Below are 20927 nucleotides of genomic sequence, written 5' to 3' on the forward strand. Positions count from 1 at the left end.
CCCACTCCTGGGTAGCCGTGGGTACCGTTGGTTGATTTCTTAAACCTCTGAAACAGCAAGCGCTTTATACCAGAAGGACCAGACCGCGCTCACACCGCCGGACGATCACCCCGAAACCGGCCATAACGCCAGGTAACAGAGCCGGGGCAGGGCGGATACTCTCTCTAGGGCGGATCAGCCCAGCCGGGAGCACCGGGAAAGGCAGGCGGCGTGCTGGAAGGGCGACGGGACACCAGGTTCGGGCGGCTGCTGCGGCACGGCTTCAGTGACGCCGTGGCCGCCGAGGCGCTGCTGGGCGGCGAGCAGCTCGCCCCGGTGCGCAGCGACCCGGTCCTGCTCGACGCGCTGGGCGCCACGGCCGACCCCGACCAGGCGCTCGCCTCCCTCGTACGGCTCCTCGAGGCCCTCGATCCCGGGGAGCGGCGCACCCTCCTCGACACGCTCACCACGGCCAAGCCGCTGCGCGACCGGCTGCTCGGGGTGCTGGGCGCCTCCGTGGCCCTGGCCGACCACCTCACCCGGCATCCGCGCGACTGGCACGCCCTGGTCACCTACGAGCACGCCGACCTGCACCCGGGGACCACGGAGTTCGAACGGGGGCTGGCCGGGGCCGACGACCCCGAGTCGCTGCGCGTCGCCTACCGGCGCTGCATGCTGGGCATCGCCGCCCGCGACGTGTGCGGCACCAGCGACCTGGTGCAGACCGCCGCGGAGCTCGCCGACCTCGCCACCGCGACGCTGCGTGCGGCCCTGGCCATGGCCGAGGAGGAGGCGCCGGGCGATGCCGCGCTGTGCCGGCTGGCGGTGATCGGCATGGGCAAGTGCGGCGGCCACGAGCTCAACTACATCTCCGACGTCGACGTCATCTTCGTGGCCGAGGCCCGCCCCGACGCCGAGGAGGCCAAGGCGCTGCAGGCCGCCACGCGGCTGGCCTCGCGCATGATGCGGATCTGCTCCGACACCACCGTCGAGGGCAGCATCTGGCAGGTCGACGCCAACCTGCGCCCCGAGGGCCGGCGCGGCCCGCTGGTGCGCACCCTGTCCAGCCATCTGGCCTACTACAAGCGCTGGGCCAAGACGTGGGAGTTCCAGGCGCTGCTCAAGGCCCGGCCGGTGGCCGGCGACCCGGCGCTCGGGCAGGAGTACGTCGAGGCGCTGTCGCCCATGGTGTGGCAGGCCGCGGAACGCGAGCACTTCGTCCAGGACGTGCAGGAGATGCGGCGCCGGGTCGTGGAGAACATCCCCGTCGCGCACCTCGACCGGGAGCTGAAGCTGGGCCCCGGCGGCCTGCGGGACGTGGAGTTCGCGGTGCAGCTGCTCCAGCTCGTGCACGGCCGCACCGACCCGTCGCTGCGCAGCGGCACCACCTTGACCGCGCTGTCCCAGCTCGCCGCCGGCGGCTACGTGGGGCGGGCGGACGCGGCGGCGCTCGACACCTCGTACCGCTTCCTGCGGACGATGGAGCACCGCATCCAGCTCCACAAGCTGCGCCGCACCCACCTGGTGCCCGAGGACGTGGCCGACCTGCGGCGGCTCGGCCGCTCCCTGGGCTTCCGGGCGGACCCGGTGGCGGAGCTGCAGCGGGAGTGGCGGCGGCACGCGCGGGAGGTGCGCCGCCTCCACGAGAAGCTCTTCTACCGGCCGCTGCTCGACGCGGTCGCCCAGCTCGCCCCCGGCGAGGTGGGCCTGACCCCGGACGCGGCCAAGCAGCGTCTGGAGGCGCTCGGCTACGCCGACCCCACCGCGGCCCTGCGCCACCTGGAGGCGCTGGCCTCGGGGGTCAGCCGCAAGGCCGCCATCCAGCGGACCCTGCTGCCGGTGCTGCTCGGCTGGTTCGCCGACTCCGCGGACCCCGACGCGGGTCTGCTCAATTTCCGCAAGGTCAGCGACGCCCTGGGCCGCACCCCCTGGTACCTGCGGCTGCTGCGGGACGAGGGCGCCGCCGCCGTCAACCTCGCGCGCGTGCTGTCCTCCGGGCGGCTCGCCCCCGACCTGCTCATGCGGGCCCCCGAGGCGGTCGCCCTGCTCGCCGACGACGAGGGGCTCCAGCCCCGCACGCGTGGTGCGCTGGACCAGGAGGTGCTGGCCGCGGTCCACCGCGCGGACTCCGCCGAGCAGGCCGTCGCCGCGGTACGCGGAGTCCGCCGCCGCGAGCTGTTCCGCACCGCGGCCGCGGACCTCGTCGGGGTCCACCGCGACGACCCCGACGCCATCGGCACCGCCCTCACCGACCTCAACGCCGCCGCCGTCACCGGGGCCCTGCAGGCCGCGGTCAACGCCGTCGAGGTGGCCGAGGGGGAGCCCCTGCCGACCCGGTTCGCCGTCATCGGGATGGGCCGCTTCGGCGGCCACGAACTGGGCTACGGCTCCGACGCCGACGTCCTGTTCGTCCACGAGCCGTACGAGGGCACCGACGAGCACCGGGCCGCCAAGGCCGCGCTCAAGGTCGCCAACGAGCTGCGCAGGCTGCTGCAGATCCCCACCACCGACCCGCCGCTGCTCATCGACGCCGACCTGCGCCCCGAGGGCAAGAGCGGACCGCTGGTGCGCACGCTCGGCTCGTACGCCGCCTACTACCGGCGCTGGTCGCTGGTCTGGGAGAGCCACGCCCTGCTGCGCGCCGAACCGGTCGCGGGCGACGAGGACCTGGGAGCCCGCTTCATCGGCCTCGTCGACCCGCTGCGCTACCCGGCCGAGGGGCTGCCGGAGGAGGCGGTCCGCGAGATCCGCCGGCTCAAGGCCCGTATGGAGTCCGAGCGGCTGCCGCGCGGCGCCGACCCGACGACCCACGCCAAGCTGGGGCGGGGCGGGCTCAGCGACGTCGAGTGGACCGTGCAGCTGCTGCAGCTCCAGCACGGCGCGCAGTTCCCCGGCCTGCGGACCACCCGTACCCGGCCGGCGCTGGCCGCGGCCGCGGCGGCGGGACTGGTCCTCGCCGAGGACGCGGAAGTCCTGGACGCCGCCTGGATCCTGGCGAGCCGGATGCGCAACGCCGTCATGCTCGTCCGGGCCCGGGCCGGGGACACCTTCCCCGGTGACGGCAAGGAACTCGCCGCGGTGGGCCGGTACCTCGGCTACGAGCCGGGGCACGTGGGCGACATGGTCGAGGAGTACCGCCGGGCCACGCGCCGGGCCCGCGCGGTGGTCGAGCGCCTCTTCTACGCCACGTAGTCCGCGCCCGCCGCCCGCCTACGCCGTGGCGACGCGCACCTGGCGCGGCAACCGGTAGGCGAGGCCGCCGTAGACCGCCCAGGAGGCGGCGAAGCCGACGCCGAGGCAGAGGGTGCCGCCGGCGGCGTCGAGCCAGAAGTGGTTGGCGGTGGAGACGATGACGAGCAGCGTGACCACCGGGTAGAGCACGCCCAGCACCCGCACCCAGGCCCGCCGCGCGAGCATGGCGACGGTGATGCCGCACCACAGCGACCAGCCGATGTGCATCGACGGCATGGCCGCGTACTGGTTGGAGACGTGCGCCAGGTCGCCCGACGCCATCGACCCCCAGGTGTGGTGGATCTTCACGGTGTCGATGAAGCCGCCGCCCTCCATCAGCCGGGGCGGCGCCAGGGGGAAGAAGTAGTAGCCGAGCAGCGCGATGCCGGTCGTCACGAAGAGGACCAGCCGGGTCGGCGCGTAGCGCCCGGGGTGCCGGCGGAACAGCCAGACGAGCACGGCGAGGGTGACGATGAAGTGGAGCGTCGCGTAGTAATAGTTCATCGCGACGATGAGCCACGTTACCGAGTTCACGGCATGATTGACCGCGTGTTCGAAGGCGAGCCCGAGGGACCGTTCCAGGCCCCAGACGTGGCCCGCGTTCCGCATGGCGTCGTCCTGCTGCTCGGGCACGGCGTTGCGCACCAGTGAGTAGATCCAGTAGCTGACGGCGATCAGCAGGATCTCGAACCACAGCCGGGGCCGGCGTGGCGCCAGCAGTCTGTTGCCCGTCGTCGCTCCATCGGCGTCACGGGAATCGATGGAGCGCGGTGGTACGGCGTCACTGCGGTGGGCCATGGTCTTCGCGGTCGATTCCCCCATGGGGCGATAGTCTGCCATGCGGTCCGGTGCCGTCCGATCAACCCCCGGTGGGATTGCGTGCATCCCGCGTACGCCTCCCGGTCGACTGCTGTACGGGTACGGCTGCCCCGGCCTTGGGACCTGATGCCGTCGAACCGCGGACGACCAGTTCGGGCAGGAAAACGAACTCGCTGTGCGGTGCCGGGGTACCGCCGACCTCCTCCAGCAGCGCGCGCACCGCGGCCTGGCCCATGGCCGTGACCGGCTGCCGGATGGTCGTGAGCGGCGGATCGGTGAAGGCGATGAGCGGGGAGTCGTCGAAGCCGACGACGGAGACGTCCCCGGGGACGGACAGCCCCTGCTGCCGGGCGGCGCGGACGGCGCCGAGCGCCATCATGTCGGAGGCGCACACCACGGCCGTGCAGCCGGACTCGATCAGGCCGGAGGCGGCAGCTTGACCACCCTCGAGGGTGAACAGCGAGTGCTGGATGCGCCCGGCCGCCTCGTCGGCGGCTATGCCGAGCACCTCCTCCATGCTGCGCAGGAAGCCCTCTATCTTGCGCTGCACGGGGACGAACCGCTTGGGACCGACGGCGAGGCCGATCCGCTCGTGGCCGAGCGCCGCCAGATGGGTGACGGCCAGACGCATGGCACCGCGGTCGTCGGGCGAGACGAACGGCGCCTTGATCTTGCCGGAGAAGCCGTTGATCAGGACGAACGGTACGCCCTGGCCGTGCAGCCGGTCGTAGCGCTCCACGTCGGCGGTGGAGTCGGCGTGCAGTCCGGAGACGAAGATGATCCCGGCGACACCGCGCTCGACGAGCATCTCGACGAGTTCGTCCTCGGTCGAGCCGCCCGGGGTCTGGGTGGCCAGCACCGGGGTGTACCCCTGCCGGGTCAGGGCCTGCCCGATGACCTGGGCGAAGGCCGGGAAGATCGGGTTCTCCAGCTCCGGGGTGATGAGCCCGACGAGGCCCGCGCTGCGCTGCCGCAGCCGCACCGGCCGTTCGTACCCCAGCAGGTCGAGGGCGGCCAGCACGGATTGGCGGGTGGCGGCGGAGACCCCGGGCTTGCCGTTGAGGACACGGCTGACGGTCGCTTCGCTCACCCCCGCCTGGGCTGCGATGTCGGCAAGCCTTGCGGTCACAGGATTGGACTGTACCGGTCGCATCTCAGATCGCCCACCAGATGCACGAATCAGCCGGAAGACGGACGGATCCGCCGGTGAACGCCACGGGCTCGGAGGAGAGCACCGGCCGCCCCGGCACGGGGAGTTGGACCGGGGCCGAACGGGCGTTGACGGTGCACACCAGGCCGGGACGGGAGAAGGCCAGCACCCCCTCGGGAGCGTCCAGCCAGCGCATCGGCCCGTCGCCGAGGCCGGGCAGTTCACGGCGCAGCCGCAGGGCCGAGCGGTACAGCTCCAGGGTGGAGTCGGGGTCGCCGGTCTGCGCCTGGACGCTCAGTCCGCCCCAGCCCGCGGGCTGCGGCAGCCAGCTGCCGGCCGGCCCGAAGCCGTGGCTGGGGCCGTCGGCGGTCCACGGGATGGGCACCCGGCAGCCGTCGCGCAGCCCGTCCTGGCCGTTGTCCCGGAAGAAGGAGGGGTCCTGGCGGACCTCGTCCGGCAGGTCGGTGACCTCGGGCAGACCCAGTTCCTCGCCCTGGTAGACGTACACGGAACCGGGCAGCGCGAGCATCAGCAGGGCCGCGGCGCGGGCCCGGCGCAGCCCGGCCGCACCGCCTCCGTAGCGGGTGACGTGCCGGACCACGTCGTGGTTGGAGAGCACCCAGGTGGTGGGGGCGCCCACGGAGACGGTGGCGGCGAGGGACTCCTCGATCACCGCGCGCATCGCCCCGGCCTCCCAGGGGCACTGCAGGAAGTGGAAGTTGAAGGCCTGGTGCAGCTCGTCGGGACGGACGTACAGCGCCATGCGCCCGGCGTCGGGCGCCCAGGCCTCGGCGACGCCGATGCGCTCGGACGGCAGTTCCTGCGGCCCGGGGCCGGGGGAGTAGGAGTCGAGCAGCCGGCGCCAGGCGCGGTGGATCTCGTGCACCCCGTCCTGGTCGAAGAAGGGGAGCACCTGGGAGCCGATCATCTTGACCTGCTCCTTGTGGCCGATGTCGGGCAGCCCCGGCGCCTTGACCATGCCGTGGGCGACGTCGATGCGGAAGCCGTCCACGCCCAGGTCCAGCCAGAAGCGGAGGATGGCGTCGAACTCCTCGCGGACCTCGGGGTGCTCCCAGTTGAGGTCGGGCTGCTCGGGCGCGAAGAGGTGGAGGTACCAGTCGCCGTCCGCGACCCGGGTCCACGCGGGGCCGCCGAAGACCGACTCCCAGTCGTTGGGCGGCAGTTCGCCGTGCTCGCCCTTGCCGGGGCGGAAGTGGTAGCGCTCACGGGCCGGCCCCCCGCGCCGGTCCGTGAGCGCCGCCCGGAACCACGCGTGCCGGTCGGAGGTGTGGTTCGGGACGATGTCGACGATCACCCGCAGGCCCAGCTCGTGGGCGGTGCGGAGGAGCGCGTCGGCATCCGCGAGGGAGCCGAAGAGGGGGTCGACGGTGCGGTAGTCGGCGACGTCGTAGCCGCCGTCCGCCTGGGGCGAGGCGTAGAAGGGGGTCAGCCAGACCGCGTCGGCGCCCAGTTCCGCCAGGTACGGCAGCCGGGCCCGGATGCCGGGCAGGTCGCCCACGCCGTCACCGTCGCCGTCGGCGAAGGAACGTACGTACACCTGGTAGATGACGGCGCTGCGCCACCAGCCGGGTGTGCCCCCCTCGGGGGCGGCCGGGGTCTCGTCGGTCGCGTCGTGGATGACGGGGGCGAGCTCTTGGGTCATGTCGGTCCCTCGGGAGTCGGCGCCGTTCCCTGCCGATGATTCCGATCCACCGCGTGATCGGCAATGCCTTTCAAGAATTTGCGGAAGATCGCGTAACGGCTTCCAGGAGCGCGAGCGTCCCACGTCACGTCTCCCATCGGCAACTGTGAGGACACGCAGATGTAACGATCGGAAGATCTTGCAAGTCTTTGCAGCAAGGTCTTTCGTCGGGCTTTCATCCCTGTTACGTTCCTCGACAGCCCGGCGGCCGCAAAGGCGCAGTCGGCAGGGGGGACGCGGCGACGCGCCCCGCACCATCACGGGCTTTCATCCTGGAGGAGATCACATGCGGCGTGGCATAGCGGCCACCGCGCTGGTTGCGGCGCTCGGGCTTGCGGCGACGGCTTGCGGCGGCGACGACGGCGGCAGTGACAAGGCCGGCGGTCCGGTCACCATCACCTGGTGGGACACCTCGAACGCGACGAACGAGGCGCCGACCTACAAGGCCCTGATCGCGGACTTCGAGAAGGCGAACCCGAAGATCAAGGTCACCTACGTCAACGTGCCGTTCGACCAGGCCCAGAACAAGTTCCAGACGGCCGCCGGCAGCAAGGGCGCCCCGGACGTCGTCCGCGCCGAGGTCGGCTGGACCGCCTCCTGGGCCAAGTCCCAGTTCCTCGCGCCGCTGGACGGCACCCCGGCGCTGGCCGACCAGGGTGACATCAACCCGTCCCTGCTCAAGCAGGCGCAGTACGAGGGCAAGACCTACGGTGCCCCGATCGTCACCGACACCCTCGCGCTCATGTGGAACAAGGAGCTGCTGAAGAAGGCCGGCTTCGACAAGGCCCCCGCCACCTGGGACGAGCTGAAGGCGGTCGCCAAGGCCGTCAAGGCCAAGGACAAGGTCGACGGCTTCTGGCTCCGCGCCGACTCCTACTACGAGCTGCCCTTCCTCTTCGGCGAGGGCACCGACATGGTCGACGCCGCGGCGAAGAAGATCACGATCAACTCGCCCGAGGCCGTCAAGGCCGTCGACACGAGCAAGTCCGTGCTCGCCGCCCCGGGTGTCCACAAGCTCGATGTGACCGCCGACAGCTACGCCCACATGCAGGACGCGTTCGTCAACGGCAAGGTCGCCATGATCGTCCAGGGCCCCTGGGAGCTGACCAACATCTACAAGGGCGCGGCCTTCTCCGACAAGGCCAACCTGGGCATCTCCTCCGTCCCGGCCGGCTCCACCGGCAAGGCCGGCGCCCCCACCGGCGGCCACAACCTGGCCGTCTACGCCGGCTCGGACAAGGCCCACCAGGAAGCCGCCCAGAAGTTCGTCGGCTGGATGACCTCGGGTGAGACCCAGGCCAAGATCGCGCTGAAGAACGGCACCCTGCCGACCCGCACCTCCGCCTACACCGCCGAGGTCAAGGCCGCTCCCGGCGTCGCCGAGTTCCAGGACATCCTGGCCAACGTCGCCCGCCCGCGTCCGGAGCTGCCGGAGTACAGCTCCCTGTTCGCCGACTTCAACACCGGTCTGACGAACGTCCTGCAGGGCAAGACCGGCACCCAGCAGGGGCTGGACGCGACCGCCGACGCCTACAAGAAGCTCGTCAAGGACTTCCAGTAAGGCAGCCATGAGCCGTCCGGTCCGCCTCCCCCGAGCGGGGGGCGGACCGGGCGGCCCGCCCGCGTCCGCACGCATGCCCCCCGGCCGTGCGGGGCGGCCGTACCACCCTTAGCGAACCTCTCGAAAAGGTGCCGAAGATGACCGTCGCCGTCCAGGGCGGGACCCGGAAGACCAAGCGTGGCGAGGCGCCGCGCCCCGGTCCGCTCAGCCGCATCCGGCAGTCGTACAACCGCAACTGGTATGCCTGGGCCATGGTGGCGCCGGTGGTCGCCGTCATCGGCCTGCTGGTGCTCTACCCCCTGGTCCGCGGCATCTACCTGTCGCTGACCGACGCCAACAGCCAGAACGTCGGCCGGACGATCGGCGTCAACCACATCCCGGACTCCTTCTCCTGGGTGGGCTTGAAGAACTACACGGAGATCCTCTCCGGGGCGGACCACCAGTTCTGGCCGCACTTCACCTGGACCATCGTGTGGACGGCCGTCTGCGTCACCCTGCACTACGGCCTCGGCCTCGGCCTCGCCATGCTGCTGAACCGCAAGATCCGCGGCCGCACCTTCTACCGGCTGGTCCTGATCCTGCCCTGGGCCGTGCCCACCTTCGTCACCGTCTTCTCGTGGCGGCTGATCCTCGCCGACGACGGCGGCATCCTGAACACGGTCCTGCACTCGCTGCACCTGCCGACGCCCGCCTGGCTGAGCGACCCCTTCTGGCAGAAGACCGCGGCGATCATGGTCAACACCTGGGTCGGCGTCCCCTTCATGATGGTCTCGCTCCTCGGCGGCCTGCAGTCGATCCCCTCCGAGCTGTACGAAGCGGCCGAGATGGACGGCGCCACCCCCTGGCAGCGGTTCCGCTTCGTGACGCTCCCGGGCCTGCGCTCGGTGAGCAGCACGGTGATCCTGCTCGGCATCATCTGGACCTTCAACCAGTTCGTCGTCATCTTCCTGCTGTTCGGCGCGAGCGCGGGACAGGACGCCCAGATCCTGGTGACCTGGGCCTACCGGCTCGGCTTCGGACAGGACCCGCGTGACTACGCCGGGTCCGCCGCCTACGGCGTGATCATCCTGTCCATGCTCATCGTCTTCGCCTCCGTGTACCGGCGCTGGCTCGCCCGCTCCGAGAACGCGGCCGCCTGACGGCCGCCCCCGGCCAGGACATCGTCATGACGCAAGAGAGGGCAGCCACCCCCATGAGCACCACCGCAGACCTCCCCGCCACGGGGGCCGACCAGGGCGCGACCGCCGCCCCCGCCCGCGCGGCCGTACGCCGGCGCACCGGCCGCGGCGAGCGCAGCCGGGGCGCGTCCGTGCTGATCCACGGCGTGCTGATCACCGCGAGCCTCATCGCGGCCTTCCCCGTGCTGTGGATCGCCTGGGTCTCCTTCGGCCCCGACAAGACCGACTTCCTGCACCCGGCCGACATCGCCGGCAAGTTCAGCTTCGAGAACTACACCAAGGTCCTCGGCGACACGAACTTCCTGCAGTGGTTCCTGAACTCCATGATCGTCGCCCTCGGCACCTGCGTGCTGGGCGTGTTCATCGCCGCCAGCTCCGGCTACGCGGTCTCCCGGATGCGCTTCCCCGGCCACCGGCAGCTGATGTGGATCTTCCTGGTGACCCAGATGTTCCCGGTCGCCATCCTCATGGTGCCGCTGTACAACATCCTGGCCGACCTGGGTCTGCTGGACACGTACTGGGCGCTCATCCTGGTCTACTGCACCACCGCCGTGCCCTACTGCGCGTGGCTGCTCAAGGGCTACTTCGACACCATCCCGCAGGAGATCGACGAAGCCGGCCGGGTCGACGGCCTCACCCCCTTCGGCACCTTCTACCGGCTGGTCCTGCCGCTGGCCCGTCCGGGCCTGGCGGTGGCGGCCTTCTACACCTTCCTCACGGCGTGGGGAGAGGTCGCCTACGCCTCGGTCTTCATGCTCGGCGACGACAAGTACACCCTCGCCGTCGGGCTGACCACCTTCATCAGCGAGCACGACAACCAGTGGGACCTGATGGCCGCCACGTCCGTGCTCATCGCCGTCCCCGCGTCGGCCTTCTTCTACGTCGTCCAGCGGCACCTGGTCACCGGCCTCACCGCCGGCGCGGCCAAGTCCTGACCGTCGTCCGACCCGGGGCACCCGGCCCACCGGCCGGGTGCCCCGGCCTCGCCCCCTCGCCGCACGAGCAACCACTTTTCCAAGGGATCACCATGACCCAGTACCTGGCGGACTCCACCCGTCACCCCCACTCCTGCGACCAGCCCGTGGCCACCACGGACTGGTGGAGAGACGCGGTCATCTACCAGGTCTACCCCCGCAGCTTCGCCGACGGGAACGGCGACGGCATGGGCGACATCCCCGGCGTCCGCGAGCGGCTCCCGTACCTGCGCGACCTCGGCGTCGACGCCGTCTGGCTGAGCCCCTTCTACGCCTCGCCGCAGGCCGACGCCGGTTACGACGTCGCCGACTACCGGGCCATCGACCCGATGTTCGGCACCCTCCACGACGCCGACGGCCTGATCCGCGACGCCCACCGGCTGGGTCTGCGGATCATCGTCGACCTGGTGCCCAACCACTCCTCCGACCAGCACGAGTGGTTCAAGCAGGCGCTGCGCGAGGGCCCCGGCTCCCCGCTGCGGGCGCGCTACCACTTCCGCCCCGGCAAGGGCGAGAACGGCGAACTGCCCCCCAACGACTGGGAGTCCATCTTCGGGGGGCCGGCCTGGACCCGTGCCGCCGACGGCGAGTGGTTCCTGCACCTGTTCGCGCCCGAGCAGCCCGACTTCAACTGGGAGCACCCGGCCGTCCAGGACGAGTTCCGCTCGATCCTGCGCTTCTGGCTCGACATGGGCGTCGACGGCTTCCGCATCGACGTCGCGCACGGCCTGGTCAAGGCCGACGGCCTGCCCGACATCGGCGCCCACGAGCAGCTCAAGCTCCTTGGCAACGATGTCCTGCCCTTCTTCGACCAGGACGGCGTCCACGAGGTCTACCGCTCGTGGCGGCGCATCCTCGACGAGTACGACGGCGAGCGCATCGCCGTCGCCGAGGCCTGGACCCCCACCGTCGAGCGCACCGCCAACTACGTCCGCGCCGACGAACTGCACCAGGCCTTCAACTTCCAGTACCTCGGCACGAAGTGGGACGCCGTCGAGCTGCGCGAGGTCATCGACCGCTCGCTCGACGCCATGCGCCCGGTCGCCGCGCCCACCACCTGGGTCCTGTCCAACCACGACGTGGTCCGCCACGCGACCCGGCTGTCCCCCGACGGGAAGGGCTACGACCTGCGCCGCGCCCGCGCCGCCTCCCTGCTGATGCTGGCCCTGCCCGGCTCCGCGTACGTCTACCAGGGCGAGGAACTGGGCCTGCCCGAGGTCACCGACCTGCCCGACGAGGCCCGTCAGGACCCGGCGTTCTTCCGCGCCGCCGGCCAGGACGGCTTCCGCGACGGCTGCCGGGTGCCGATCCCGTGGACCGCCGAGGGCCCCAGCCACGGCTTCGGCAGCGGTGGCAGCTGGCTGCCGCAGCCCGCGGAGTGGGCGGGGCTCAGCGTCGCCGTACAGACCGGCGACCCGGACTCCACCCTGGAGCTGTACCGCTCCGCCCTGCGGCTGCGCCGCGAGCGGGACGGCCTCGGCGCGGGCGAGTCGGTCCAGTGGCAGGACGCCCCGCAGGGCGTGCTGTCCTTCCGCCGGCCCGGCTTCGCGTGCACCGTCAACACCACCGGCACTCCGGTGACGCTGCCCGCGCCGGGCCAGGTGCTGCTGGCCAGTTCCCCCGTGGAGGTCACGGCGGACGGGGTCGTCCTCCCGGCCGACACGACCGTCTGGTGGGCCGTTTGACGTGCGGCGCGGTCGCATAGGGTCGGGGACTGTGAACACCACCGCTCGACTTGCCGACATCGCGGCCCAGGCGGGGGTCAGCGAGGCCACCGCCAGCCGCGTGCTGAACGGGAAGGCGGGGGTCGCCCCCGCCACCCGGCAGAAGGTGCTGGCCGCACTGGACGTGCTCGGCTACGAGCGTCCGGTGCGGCTGCGCCAGCGCAGCGCCGGCCAGATCGGGCTGATCACCCCCGAGCTCAACAACCCGATCTTCCCCGCCTTCGCCCAGGTCATCGAGCAGAACCTGACCGGCTACGGCTACACCGCGGTGCTGTGCACCCAGCACCCCGGCGGCTCCACCGAGGACGAACTGGTGGAGGCGCTCGTGGAGCGCGGGGTGCGCGGCATCGTCTTCCTGTCCGGGCTGCACGCGGACGTCACCGCCGACCCCGAGCGCTACGCCCGCCTGCTCGGCCAGGGCGTGCCCTACGTGCTGGTCAACGGCTTCAACCCGGCGATCGCCGGGCCGTACATCTCGCCGGACGAGCGCGCCTCGGCGCGCATCGCCGTCCAGCACCTGGTGGAGCTCGGCCACCAGCGGATCGGCCTGGCCGTCGGGCCCAACCGCTTCGTGCCGGTGCACCGCAAGGTCGAGGGCTTCGTCGAGTCGCTGGGCAGCCTGCTCGGGCTCGGCGAGGAGCAGGCCGCGGAGTACGTCCAGCACACCCTCTTCTCCGTGGAGGGCGGCCACGCGGCCGCCGGGGCGCTGCTGGACAAGGGCTGCACGGGCATCGTCTGCGGCAGCGACCTGATGGCGCTCGGCGCGGTGCGCGCGGTGCGGGAGCGGGGGCTGACCGTCCCCGGGGACGTGTCGGTCGTCGGCTACGACGACTCGCCGCTGATCGCCTTCACCGACCCGCCGCTGACCACGGTCCGCCAGCCGGTCGAGGCGATGGGCGCGGCCGCGGTGAACGCGCTGCTGGAGGAGATCGGCGGCAACCCGGTGCAGCGCGCGGAGTTCGTCTTCCAGACGGAGCTGGTCGTCCGCGGCTCCACGGGCCAGGTGCCCGGCGCCGGCCGGCGTTCCTGATCGTCCCTCATCGTCTCTGATCGTCCCCGGCCGTTCCTGATGCGCGGCGGGTGTTGAGGCGGGCCCTGGACCTGCCCCGGGCGGGGCGCAGCGGGGTGGCTTCGTCGGTCCTGGGCCCGCCTCCGTCTCGGGGGCGACCGGTCCAGCCGGCCGGGCGCGTGGGACCCGCCGTCAGGGGCGGACCCCCGGCCGGCCGAACCGGGCTGAAGAGGAACGTAACAGCCGCTCCGGCCAGGACGGAAGGCCCCTGCAGAAACTTTCTGCAAGATTCTGCAGGGACCTTTCGGAAGGGCGGGACCGCAGGTGGGAGGGGGTCAGGGTGCGATGCCCACGCCGTCCAGACGGCTCCACGCGCGCTCCTGGGCGGCGGACAGCGCCGGCCAGTGCCGTGCCCCCGGGCGGGGGTACACGCGGGAGGCGTAGGGGCGCGGGACGTACCCCGGTTCGAAGAAGCACCCCGTGCCGTAGGTGGCGTCGAACGCCGGGCAGGAGGCCGCCACCGAGGCCGGCGTGGGCTTGCGGCCGGTCCGCGCCCAGGTCGCCAGTGACCGCATCGCGGCGGCGTACTCCGCGTCGCTCAGCTCGCTGTGCTCGCTCTCCCGCGTGAAGTTCTGTACCAGCAGCCGCCCGCGGTGGGCGCCCTCCAGGGAGGCCCGGTAGGCCGCCTCGTGCTCGACGAAGGCGGTCGGGTCGTCGATGGCGTGGACGGTGAGCACGGGGATCGACACGGCGCCGGTGACGTCGCTGTCGTAGGACAGGTCCCGGCGGGCCGTGGGGTCGGCGGTGAAGCGCTCCACGCCCGCGTTGAGCGCCGCGTCGTCGTGAGAGCCGGTGTAGCGGACGGTGCCGTTGCCGAACGGGTTCCGGCCGCCGAGCCGGTTGTGCACGATGTCACGGAAGGTGAAGGTCGCGAACCGAAGGTGCGACTCCAGCGTCCGCTCCGGGATCCCGGTCACCGCCAGGATGTCGTCGAGGTTGCGCTGCTGCAGGGCGGTGCGCTCCTGCGGGGGCGAGGCGTAGCCGGTGCACTCCTGCAGGCGCGAGCGCAGTCCGGTGGTGGTCATCGTCGAGTCGGCGCGCAGCCCCATCCACAGCGGGTACGGGGGCTCGGTGGGCCTGGGGTGGTTGCGGCAGTAGTACTGGTAGACCACGCGCAGGTCCACCCGGTAGTCGTAGCCGCGTGAACCGCCGCCCAGGACGCCGCTGGTCAGCAGGGCGCCGTCGTAGGGCGCATGCCGGCCGGTGCCGTAGACCTCGGCGACCTTGGCCGCCACGTCGCCGCCCCAGGACTGGCCGTGGACGAAGGTCAGGCGCGGCGCGCCGAAGCGCTCCACGAACAGCCGCCGCACCGTCTCGGTGTCCTTCGCCGCCATCCGCGTGCCGTAGCCACCGCGGCGGTAGGACGAACCCGCCCAGGCGTAGCCCTCCTTCACCATGACCGACCAGCGCGCCAGGTCCCCGGTGCTGCGCTCGGGGTCGGAGGTGTCGCCGAGGTCGGGGCCGCCGTGGGCGTGGACGACCAGCGAGCCGTTCCAGTCGCGCGGGACCGCCATGGCGTAGAAGGCGCCGTTCGCGTCCTGGCCCCGGTAGCAGGTGGCCTCCGCCGCCAGCTCCGCCGGGCAGTCGGCGGGGGCGGGTCCGTCGGCCGCGGACGCCGGTACGGGCCCGGCCAGGGCGGTGGCGAGGAGGGCGGCGACGCCCGCGATCGTCACGGAGATGCGGTGTCGTGCGGATCCGGACCGGGGGCGGTGGGGGGAGTGCCCGGTGACCATCGTCTCGTCCTTCCGTCGTCGTCCGGCGCTTCGTTGCGCGGGCCCCGATGCTTGGGGACGGAGGCGGTGGGGGTCCAGAGCCGTGGCCTTTGCGTTCATAGTGTTCGGCGACCGGCCGCGGCGGACCGGGATGTGACGGGGCGTCATCCGCACTCCGTCGACGCGGAGGATGTCACGTTGGAAATCCTTGCGACATCTTGCTGTAAGCCGCGCGTAAGAGGTACGGTCCCGCTCACGGTCCGGCACTGCCGCCGGGCCACGGCTCATGGCGCGTGGGCTCCCAGAGGTACAACCGTCCGCACACGGATTCCGCAAGGAGAACACCCCGTGGCCCAGCACACCGGGCTGCCCGCGTCCGCGCGTTCACGCGCGCGCAGACGCGGAGCCGCAGCCGTCGCGGTGGCGGCCCTCGCCGCCGCCTTCGCCGTCCCCGCATCGGCCCCCGCCGCCTCGGCGGCCGCCCCGCCCCCGCCGCCCTCCGACGCGGCGCTGGCCGCGCAACCCGGGCGTCACGACCTCACACGGGAGCAGTTCTACTTCGTACTGCCGGACCGTTTCGCCAACGGCGACGCGTCCAACGACAGGGGCGGTCTGACCGGCACCCGGCTCAGCACCGGCTACGACCCCACCGACAAGGGCTTCTACCAGGGCGGCGACCTCAAGGGGCTCACCCAGCGGCTCGACTACATCAAGGGCCTCGGCACCACCGCGATATGGATGGCGCCGATCTTCAAGAACCGGCCCGTGCAGGGGACCGGTGAGAACGCGTCGGCCGGCTACCACGGCTACTGGATCACCGACTTCACCCAGGTCGACCCGCACTTCGGCAGCAACGCCGACCTCAAGGCGCTGATATCCAAGGCCCACGCCAAGGGCATGAAGGTCTTCTTCGACGTCATCACCAACCACACCGCCGACGTCGTCGACTACGACGAGAAGTCCTACGGCTACCTCTCCAAGGGCGCGTTCCCCTACCTGACGAAGGACGGCGTGCCGTTCGACGACGCCGACTACGCGAAGGGCGGCAAGGGCTTCCCCGCCGTCGACCGCGACTCCTTCCCCCGCACCCCCGTCGTCACCGCGAACAGCAAGGTCCCGGCCTGGCTGAACGACCCGACGATGTACCACAACCGGGGCGACTCCACCTTCGCCGGCGAGAGCTCCGACCAGGGCGACTTCTCCGGTCTGGACGACCTGTGGACCGAGCGTCCCGAGGTCGTGAGGGGCATGGAGGAGATCTACGAGAAGTGGGTCCGCGACTTCGCCGTCGACGGCTTCCGCATCGACACCGTCAAGCACGTCGACCTGCCGTTCTGGACCCAGTGGGCCACGGCGCTGGACGCCTACGCGGCCGAGCACGGCCGCAAGGACTTCTTCATGTTCGGCGAGGTCTACTCCGCCGACACCGCCGTCACCTCCCCGTACGTCACGCAGGGCCGCCTCGACTCGACGCTCGACTTCCCCTTCCAGGACGCCGCCCGTCAGTACGCCTCCCAGGGCGGCTCCGCGGCGAAGCTGGCCGGGGTCTTCGGTGACGACCACCGGTACACGACGGACAAGGCCAACGCGTACGAGCAGGTCACCTTCCTCGGCAACCACGACATGGGCCGCATCGGCACGTTCCTGAAGCAGGACAACCCGAAGGCCGACGACGCCGAACTCGTGCGGCGGGACCGGCTCGCCAACGAGCTGATGTTCCTTTCGCGCGGCAACCCGGTCGTCTACTACGGCGACGAGCAGGGCTTCACCGGCGCCGGCGGCGACAAGGACGCCCGCCAGACGATGTTCGCGTCCAAGGTCGCCGACTACCTCGACGACGACCAGCTGGGCACCGACCGCACCCACGCGAGCGACGCCTACGACACCGGCGCACCCCTCTACCAGGCGATCGCGAAGCTGGCCGCGCTCCGCAAGGCCCACCCGGCGCTCGCCGACGGCGTCCAGACCGAGCGCCACGTCGCCGACGGCGCCGGGATCTACGCCTTCTCCCGCACCGACGCGAAGACCCGCACCGAGTACGTCGTCGCCGTCAACAACGCGACCGAGGCGCGGACCGCCGACGTCCCCACGGGCTCCGCGAACACCGCCTTCACCGCCCTCTACGGCACCGGGGGCTCCGTCACCAGCGGCGCCGACCGGAAGATCGGCGTGACCGTCCCGGCGCTGTCCACCGTGGTCTACAAGGCGGGCAGGCCGCTCGGCGCCCCCGCCGACCGGCCGTCCCTCACCCTGAAGGCCCCCGCCGCGGGTGCCACCGGCACCGTCGAGCTCTCCGCCGACGTCGACGGCGGGCAGCTCAACCGCGTGGTCTTCGCCGCGCAGACCGGCAACGGCCCGTGGAAGGTCCTCGGCTCCGCGGACCACGCGCCGTACAAGGTCACCCAGACGGTCGGTGACGAGGTGACGCCCGGCACCGCGCTGCGGTACAAGGCCGTCGTGATCGATTCCGCCGGCCGGACCGCCGCCGCTACCGCCGAGACCACCAGCGGCACCCCGGTTCCGCCGCAGCCCCCGGTGGCGAGCAGCCGCGACTACGCGATCGTCCACTACAAGCGGGCCGACAACAATTACACCGACTGGCGCCTGTACGCCTGGGGCGACATCGCCGACGGCGAGGGCACCACCTGGCCCGCCGGGCACGACTTCATCGGCCGCGACGCCTATGGCGCCTTCGCCTATGTGAAGCTCAAGCCGGGCGCGTCCAGCGTCGGTTACCTCGTCATCGACAAGGACGGCAACAAGGACGTCGGCGCCGACCGGTTCATCGACGTCACCAAGAACGGCGAGATCTGGGTCGAGCAGGGCAAGGAGGCCGTCGCCACCCAGGCCCCGTCCGGCACCGAGCCGGGGCAGGACAGGATGAAGGCCGTCCTCCACTACCACCGGGCGGACGGGGACTACGCGGGCTGGGGCCTGCACACCTGGACCGGCGCCGCGAACCCGACCGACTGGACCGCCCCGTTGCAGCCGGTGCGGACCGACGCCTACGGCGCCGTCTTCGAGGTGCCGCTCGCCGCGGGCGCCACGTCGCTCAGCTACATCCTGCACAAGGGCGACACCAAGGACCTGCCCGCCGACCAGTCGCTCGACCTCGCCACCTACGGACACGAGGTGTGGCTCCTGAACGGAACCGAGAAGTACCTCCTGCCCTCCACGTCCGGCTCCTCCGCCGACCTCGACCTGTCCTCGGCCAAGGCCCAGTGGATCGACGCCGACACCGTCGCGTGGAAGACCGGCGACACCGCCGCCAGTCACCAGCTCGTCTACGCCCCGGACGGCGGCCTGGCGATCAAGGACGGGGCTCTGACCGGCGAGGGCCACTGGCTGCGCCTGCAGCGCGTCGCGGGCGGCCTGACCGACGCCCAGAAGGCCCGCTTCCCGCACCTGAAGGACTACGCGGCCTTCACCATCGACCCGCGCGACCGCGACCGGGTCCGCACCGCCCTCACCGGGCAGATCATCGCAACCCAGCACCTCGCCAACGGCGCCTTGCTGTCCGCCACCGGCGTCCAGATCCAGGGCGTCCTGGACGACCTGTACGCCGCGAAGGCGACCAAGGCCGCGCTCGGCCCGGTCTTCTCCCACGGCAGGCCCATCCTCTCCGTATGGGCCCCGACCGCCCAGTCCGTCGCCCTGGACCTGGACGGGCGCACCGTCCCGATGCGGCGCGACGGCTCCACCGGCGTGTGGAGCGTGACCGGTGAGCGGAGCTGGACCGGCAAGCCGTACCGCTACGCCGTGAAGGTCTGGGCGCCCAGCGTCCAGAAGGTCGTCACCAACACCGTGACCGACCCCTACTCGGTCGCCCTGACCGCCGACTCGAAGCAGAGCCTGGTCGTCGACCTCGACGACAAGGCGCTCGCTCCGGGCGGCTGGTCGCACCTGGCCAAGCCCAAGGCCGTGGGCCTGAACAACGCGCAGATCCAGGAACTGCACATCCGGGACTTCTCCGTCGCGGACGCCATCGTCCCCGCGAAGGACAAGGGCAAGTACACCGCCTTCACCGACACGGGCTCCGCGGGGATGACGCACCTGAAGGCGCTGGCGAAGTCCGGGGTCTCCTACGTCCACCTGCTGCCGGCCTTCGACTTCGCCACCGTCGCGGAGAAGAGCGCCGACCAGGCCACCGTCGACTGCGACCTGGGCGCCTACCCGGCCGACTCCGACAAGCAGCAGGAGTGCGTGGCCGCGGTCGCCGCGAAGGACGCCTACAACTGGGGCTACGACCCCTTCCACTACACCGTCCCCGAGGGCTCCTACGCCACCGACCCGGACGGCACGGAGCGCACCGTCGAGTTCCGGAAGATGGTGCAGGGGCTCAACCAGGCGGGCCTGCGGGTCGTCATGGACGTGGTCTACAACCACACCGCCGCGAGCGGCCAGGACGACAAGTCCGTCCTCGACCGGATCGTCCCCGGCTACTACCAGCGCCTGCTGGACGACGGCACCGTCGCCAACTCCACCTGCTGCTCGAACACCGCGACCGAGAACGCGATGATGGGCAAGCTGGTCGTCGACTCGATCGTCACCTGGGCCAAGGAGTACAAGGTCGACGGCTTCCGCTTCGACCTGATGGGCCACCACCCCAAGGCGAACATCCTCGCCGTCCGCAAGGCGCTGGACGCGCTGACCCCCGCGAAGGACGGCGTCGACGGCAAGAAGATCATCCTCTACGGCGAGGGCTGGAACTTCGGCGAGGTCGCCGACGACGCCCGCTTCGTGCAGGCCACCCAGAAGAACATGGCCGGCACCGGAGTCGCCACCTTCTCCGACCGGGCCCGCGACGCGGTCCGCGGCGGCGGCCCCTTCGACTCCGACCCCGGCGTCCAGGGCTTCGCCTCGGGTCTGTTCAACGAGCCCAACGGCTCCGCCGCCAACGGCAGCGAGGCCGAGCAGCGGGCCCGCCTGCTGCACTACCACGACCTCATCAAGGTCGGCCTCACCGGCAACCTGAAGTCCTTCTCCTTCACCGACAGCAGCGGCAAGGAGGTCAGCGGCGCCGAGGTCGACTACAACGGCTCACCCGCCGGATACGCGGACGCCCCCGGCGACGCCCTCGCCTACGCCGACGCCCACGACAACGAGGCCCTGTACGACGCGCTCGCCTTCAAGCTGCCCCAGGGCACCTCGCCCGCCGACCGGGCACGCATGCAGGTCGTCGCCGAGGCCGTCCCGGCCCTCTCCCAGGGGCCGGCGCTCTACCAGGCGGGCTCGGACCTGCTGCGCTCCAAGTCCCTGGACCGCAACTCGTACGACTCCGGCGACTGGTTCAACGCCATCCACTGGGACTGCTCCTCGGGCAACGGTTTCGGCCGCGGCCTGCCCCCCAAGGCCGACAACGAGTCCAAGTGGTCCTTCGCGAAGCCGCTGCTGACCGCGGACACGCTCCGGGTCGGCTGCGCGCAGACCACCGCGGCCTCGGCCGCGTACCAGGACCTGCTGCGGATCCGCTCCACCGAGCCGGCCTTCGGGCTGACCACGGCGGCGCAGGTCCAGGAGCAGCTGTCCTTCCCGCTCTCGGGCGAGCAGGAGACCCCCGGCGTCATCACCCTGCAGCTGGGCCGGCTGGTGGTGGTCTTCAACGCGACCCCGAAGGCCCAGGACCAGCGCGTCGGCGCCCTGTCGGGGAAGGGCTACGCCCTCCACCCGGTGCAGGCCGCGGGCTCCGACGCCGTGGTGAAGCGGGCCTCCTACGACGTCGCGTCCGGCACCTTCACCGTGCCGGGCCGCACCGTCGCGGTGTTCGTCCGGAAGTAGCGACACGTTCCGTGACCGCCCGGTCGGCGGCCCGCTCTCCGCGGGTCCCG

At 71.7% G+C, this 20927-nt stretch carries 11 protein-coding genes; 7 read left to right on the plus strand and 4 right to left on the minus strand.

Features of this window, described 5'->3' with window-relative positions; genetic code table 11:
• The first annotated feature begins 210 nt into the window (after positions 1–210).
• Complete coding sequence (locus ABZ312_RS14775; protein ID WP_500322295.1) at positions 211–3171, plus strand: bifunctional [glutamine synthetase] adenylyltransferase/[glutamine synthetase]-adenylyl-L-tyrosine phosphorylase; 2961 nt, start codon at positions 211–213, stop codon at positions 3169–3171.
• An 18-nt stretch (positions 3172–3189) separates the two neighbouring features.
• Here the strand turns inward: ABZ312_RS14775 and ABZ312_RS14780 are convergent, their stop codons facing one another.
• From ABZ312_RS14780 to ABZ312_RS14790, 3 genes are read right to left on the minus strand one after another with little or no spacing between them, the layout of a single operon-like run.
• Positions 3190–4032, minus strand: a complete 843-nt coding sequence (locus ABZ312_RS14780) for a phosphatase PAP2 family protein (RefSeq protein WP_500322296.1) — start codon at positions 4030–4032, stop codon at positions 3190–3192.
• A 37-nt stretch (positions 4033–4069) separates the two neighbouring features.
• The gene (locus ABZ312_RS14785) at positions 4070–5158 is read right to left on the minus strand and encodes a LacI family DNA-binding transcriptional regulator (protein WP_500322298.1); all 1089 of its coding nucleotides are present in this window, start codon (positions 5156–5158) and stop codon (positions 4070–4072) included.
• A 25-nt stretch (positions 5159–5183) separates the two neighbouring features.
• A complete protein-coding gene (locus ABZ312_RS14790; RefSeq protein WP_500322299.1) occupies positions 5184–6842 on the minus strand; it encodes a glycoside hydrolase family 13 protein in 1659 nt (552 codons plus the stop codon).
• A 325-nt stretch (positions 6843–7167) separates the two neighbouring features.
• Here ABZ312_RS14790 and ABZ312_RS14795 point away from each other — a divergent pair, with 325 nt between their 5' ends.
• The 5 genes from ABZ312_RS14795 to ABZ312_RS14815 all read left to right on the plus strand — a co-directional run bounded on the left by ABZ312_RS14795 (position 7168) and on the right by ABZ312_RS14815 (position 13348).
• A complete protein-coding gene (locus tag ABZ312_RS14795; RefSeq protein WP_500322300.1) occupies positions 7168–8442 on the plus strand; it encodes an extracellular solute-binding protein in 1275 nt (424 codons plus the stop codon).
• Between the two features lie 137 nt (positions 8443–8579).
• Positions 8580–9581 carry a carbohydrate ABC transporter permease gene (locus tag ABZ312_RS14800; RefSeq protein WP_499511501.1) on the plus strand — a complete coding sequence of 334 codons (1002 nt, stop codon included), beginning with the start codon at positions 8580–8582 and terminating at the stop codon, positions 9579–9581.
• 53 nt (positions 9582–9634) lie between these two features.
• The gene (locus ABZ312_RS14805) at positions 9635–10555 is read left to right on the plus strand and encodes a sugar ABC transporter permease (protein WP_499511500.1); all 921 of its coding nucleotides are present in this window, start codon (positions 9635–9637) and stop codon (positions 10553–10555) included.
• 92 nt (positions 10556–10647) lie between these two features.
• Positions 10648–12279, plus strand: a complete 1632-nt coding sequence (locus ABZ312_RS14810) for a glycoside hydrolase family 13 protein (protein ID WP_500322302.1) — start codon at positions 10648–10650, stop codon at positions 12277–12279.
• A 31-nt stretch (positions 12280–12310) separates the two neighbouring features.
• Positions 12311–13348, plus strand: coding sequence for a LacI family DNA-binding transcriptional regulator (locus tag ABZ312_RS14815; RefSeq protein ID WP_500322303.1), 1038 nt, complete (start codon positions 12311–12313; stop codon positions 13346–13348).
• Between the two features lie 314 nt (positions 13349–13662).
• Here the strand turns inward: ABZ312_RS14815 and ABZ312_RS14820 are convergent, their stop codons facing one another.
• A complete protein-coding gene (locus tag ABZ312_RS14820) occupies positions 13663–15120 on the minus strand; it encodes a hypothetical protein (protein WP_500437774.1) in 1458 nt (485 codons plus the stop codon).
• Between the two features lie 327 nt (positions 15121–15447).
• Here ABZ312_RS14820 and pulA point away from each other — a divergent pair, with 327 nt between their 5' ends.
• A complete protein-coding gene (pulA, locus tag ABZ312_RS14825) occupies positions 15448–20877 on the plus strand; it encodes a pullulanase-type alpha-1,6-glucosidase (protein ID WP_500437776.1) in 5430 nt (1809 codons plus the stop codon).
• Positions 20878–20927 lie beyond the last annotated feature (50 nt).

The organism is Streptomyces sp. NPDC006207 (genome assembly GCF_040613835.1).
Lineage (GTDB): Bacteria > Actinomycetota > Actinomycetes > Streptomycetales > Streptomycetaceae > Actinacidiphila.

What these genes read in the sequence shown, in the direction of transcription:
- ABZ312_RS14780 (WP_500322296.1), bottom strand. Translation starts at nt 4,032, where the DNA reads ATGGGGGAATCGACCGCGAAGACCATGGCCCACCGCAGTGACGCCGTA.
- ABZ312_RS14790 (WP_500322299.1), bottom strand. Translation starts at nt 6,842, where the DNA reads ATGACCCAAGAGCTCGCCCCCGTCATCCACGACGCGACCGACGAGACC.
- ABZ312_RS14795 (WP_500322300.1), top strand. Translation starts at nt 7,168, where the DNA reads ATGCGGCGTGGCATAGCGGCCACCGCGCTGGTTGCGGCGCTCGGGCTT.
- ABZ312_RS14800 (WP_499511501.1), top strand. Translation starts at nt 8,580, where the DNA reads ATGACCGTCGCCGTCCAGGGCGGGACCCGGAAGACCAAGCGTGGCGAG.
- ABZ312_RS14805 (WP_499511500.1), top strand. Translation starts at nt 9,635, where the DNA reads ATGAGCACCACCGCAGACCTCCCCGCCACGGGGGCCGACCAGGGCGCG.
- ABZ312_RS14810 (WP_500322302.1), top strand. Translation starts at nt 10,648, where the DNA reads ATGACCCAGTACCTGGCGGACTCCACCCGTCACCCCCACTCCTGCGAC.
- ABZ312_RS14820 (WP_500437774.1), bottom strand. Translation starts at nt 15,120, where the DNA reads ATGGTCACCGGGCACTCCCCCCACCGCCCCCGGTCCGGATCCGCACGA.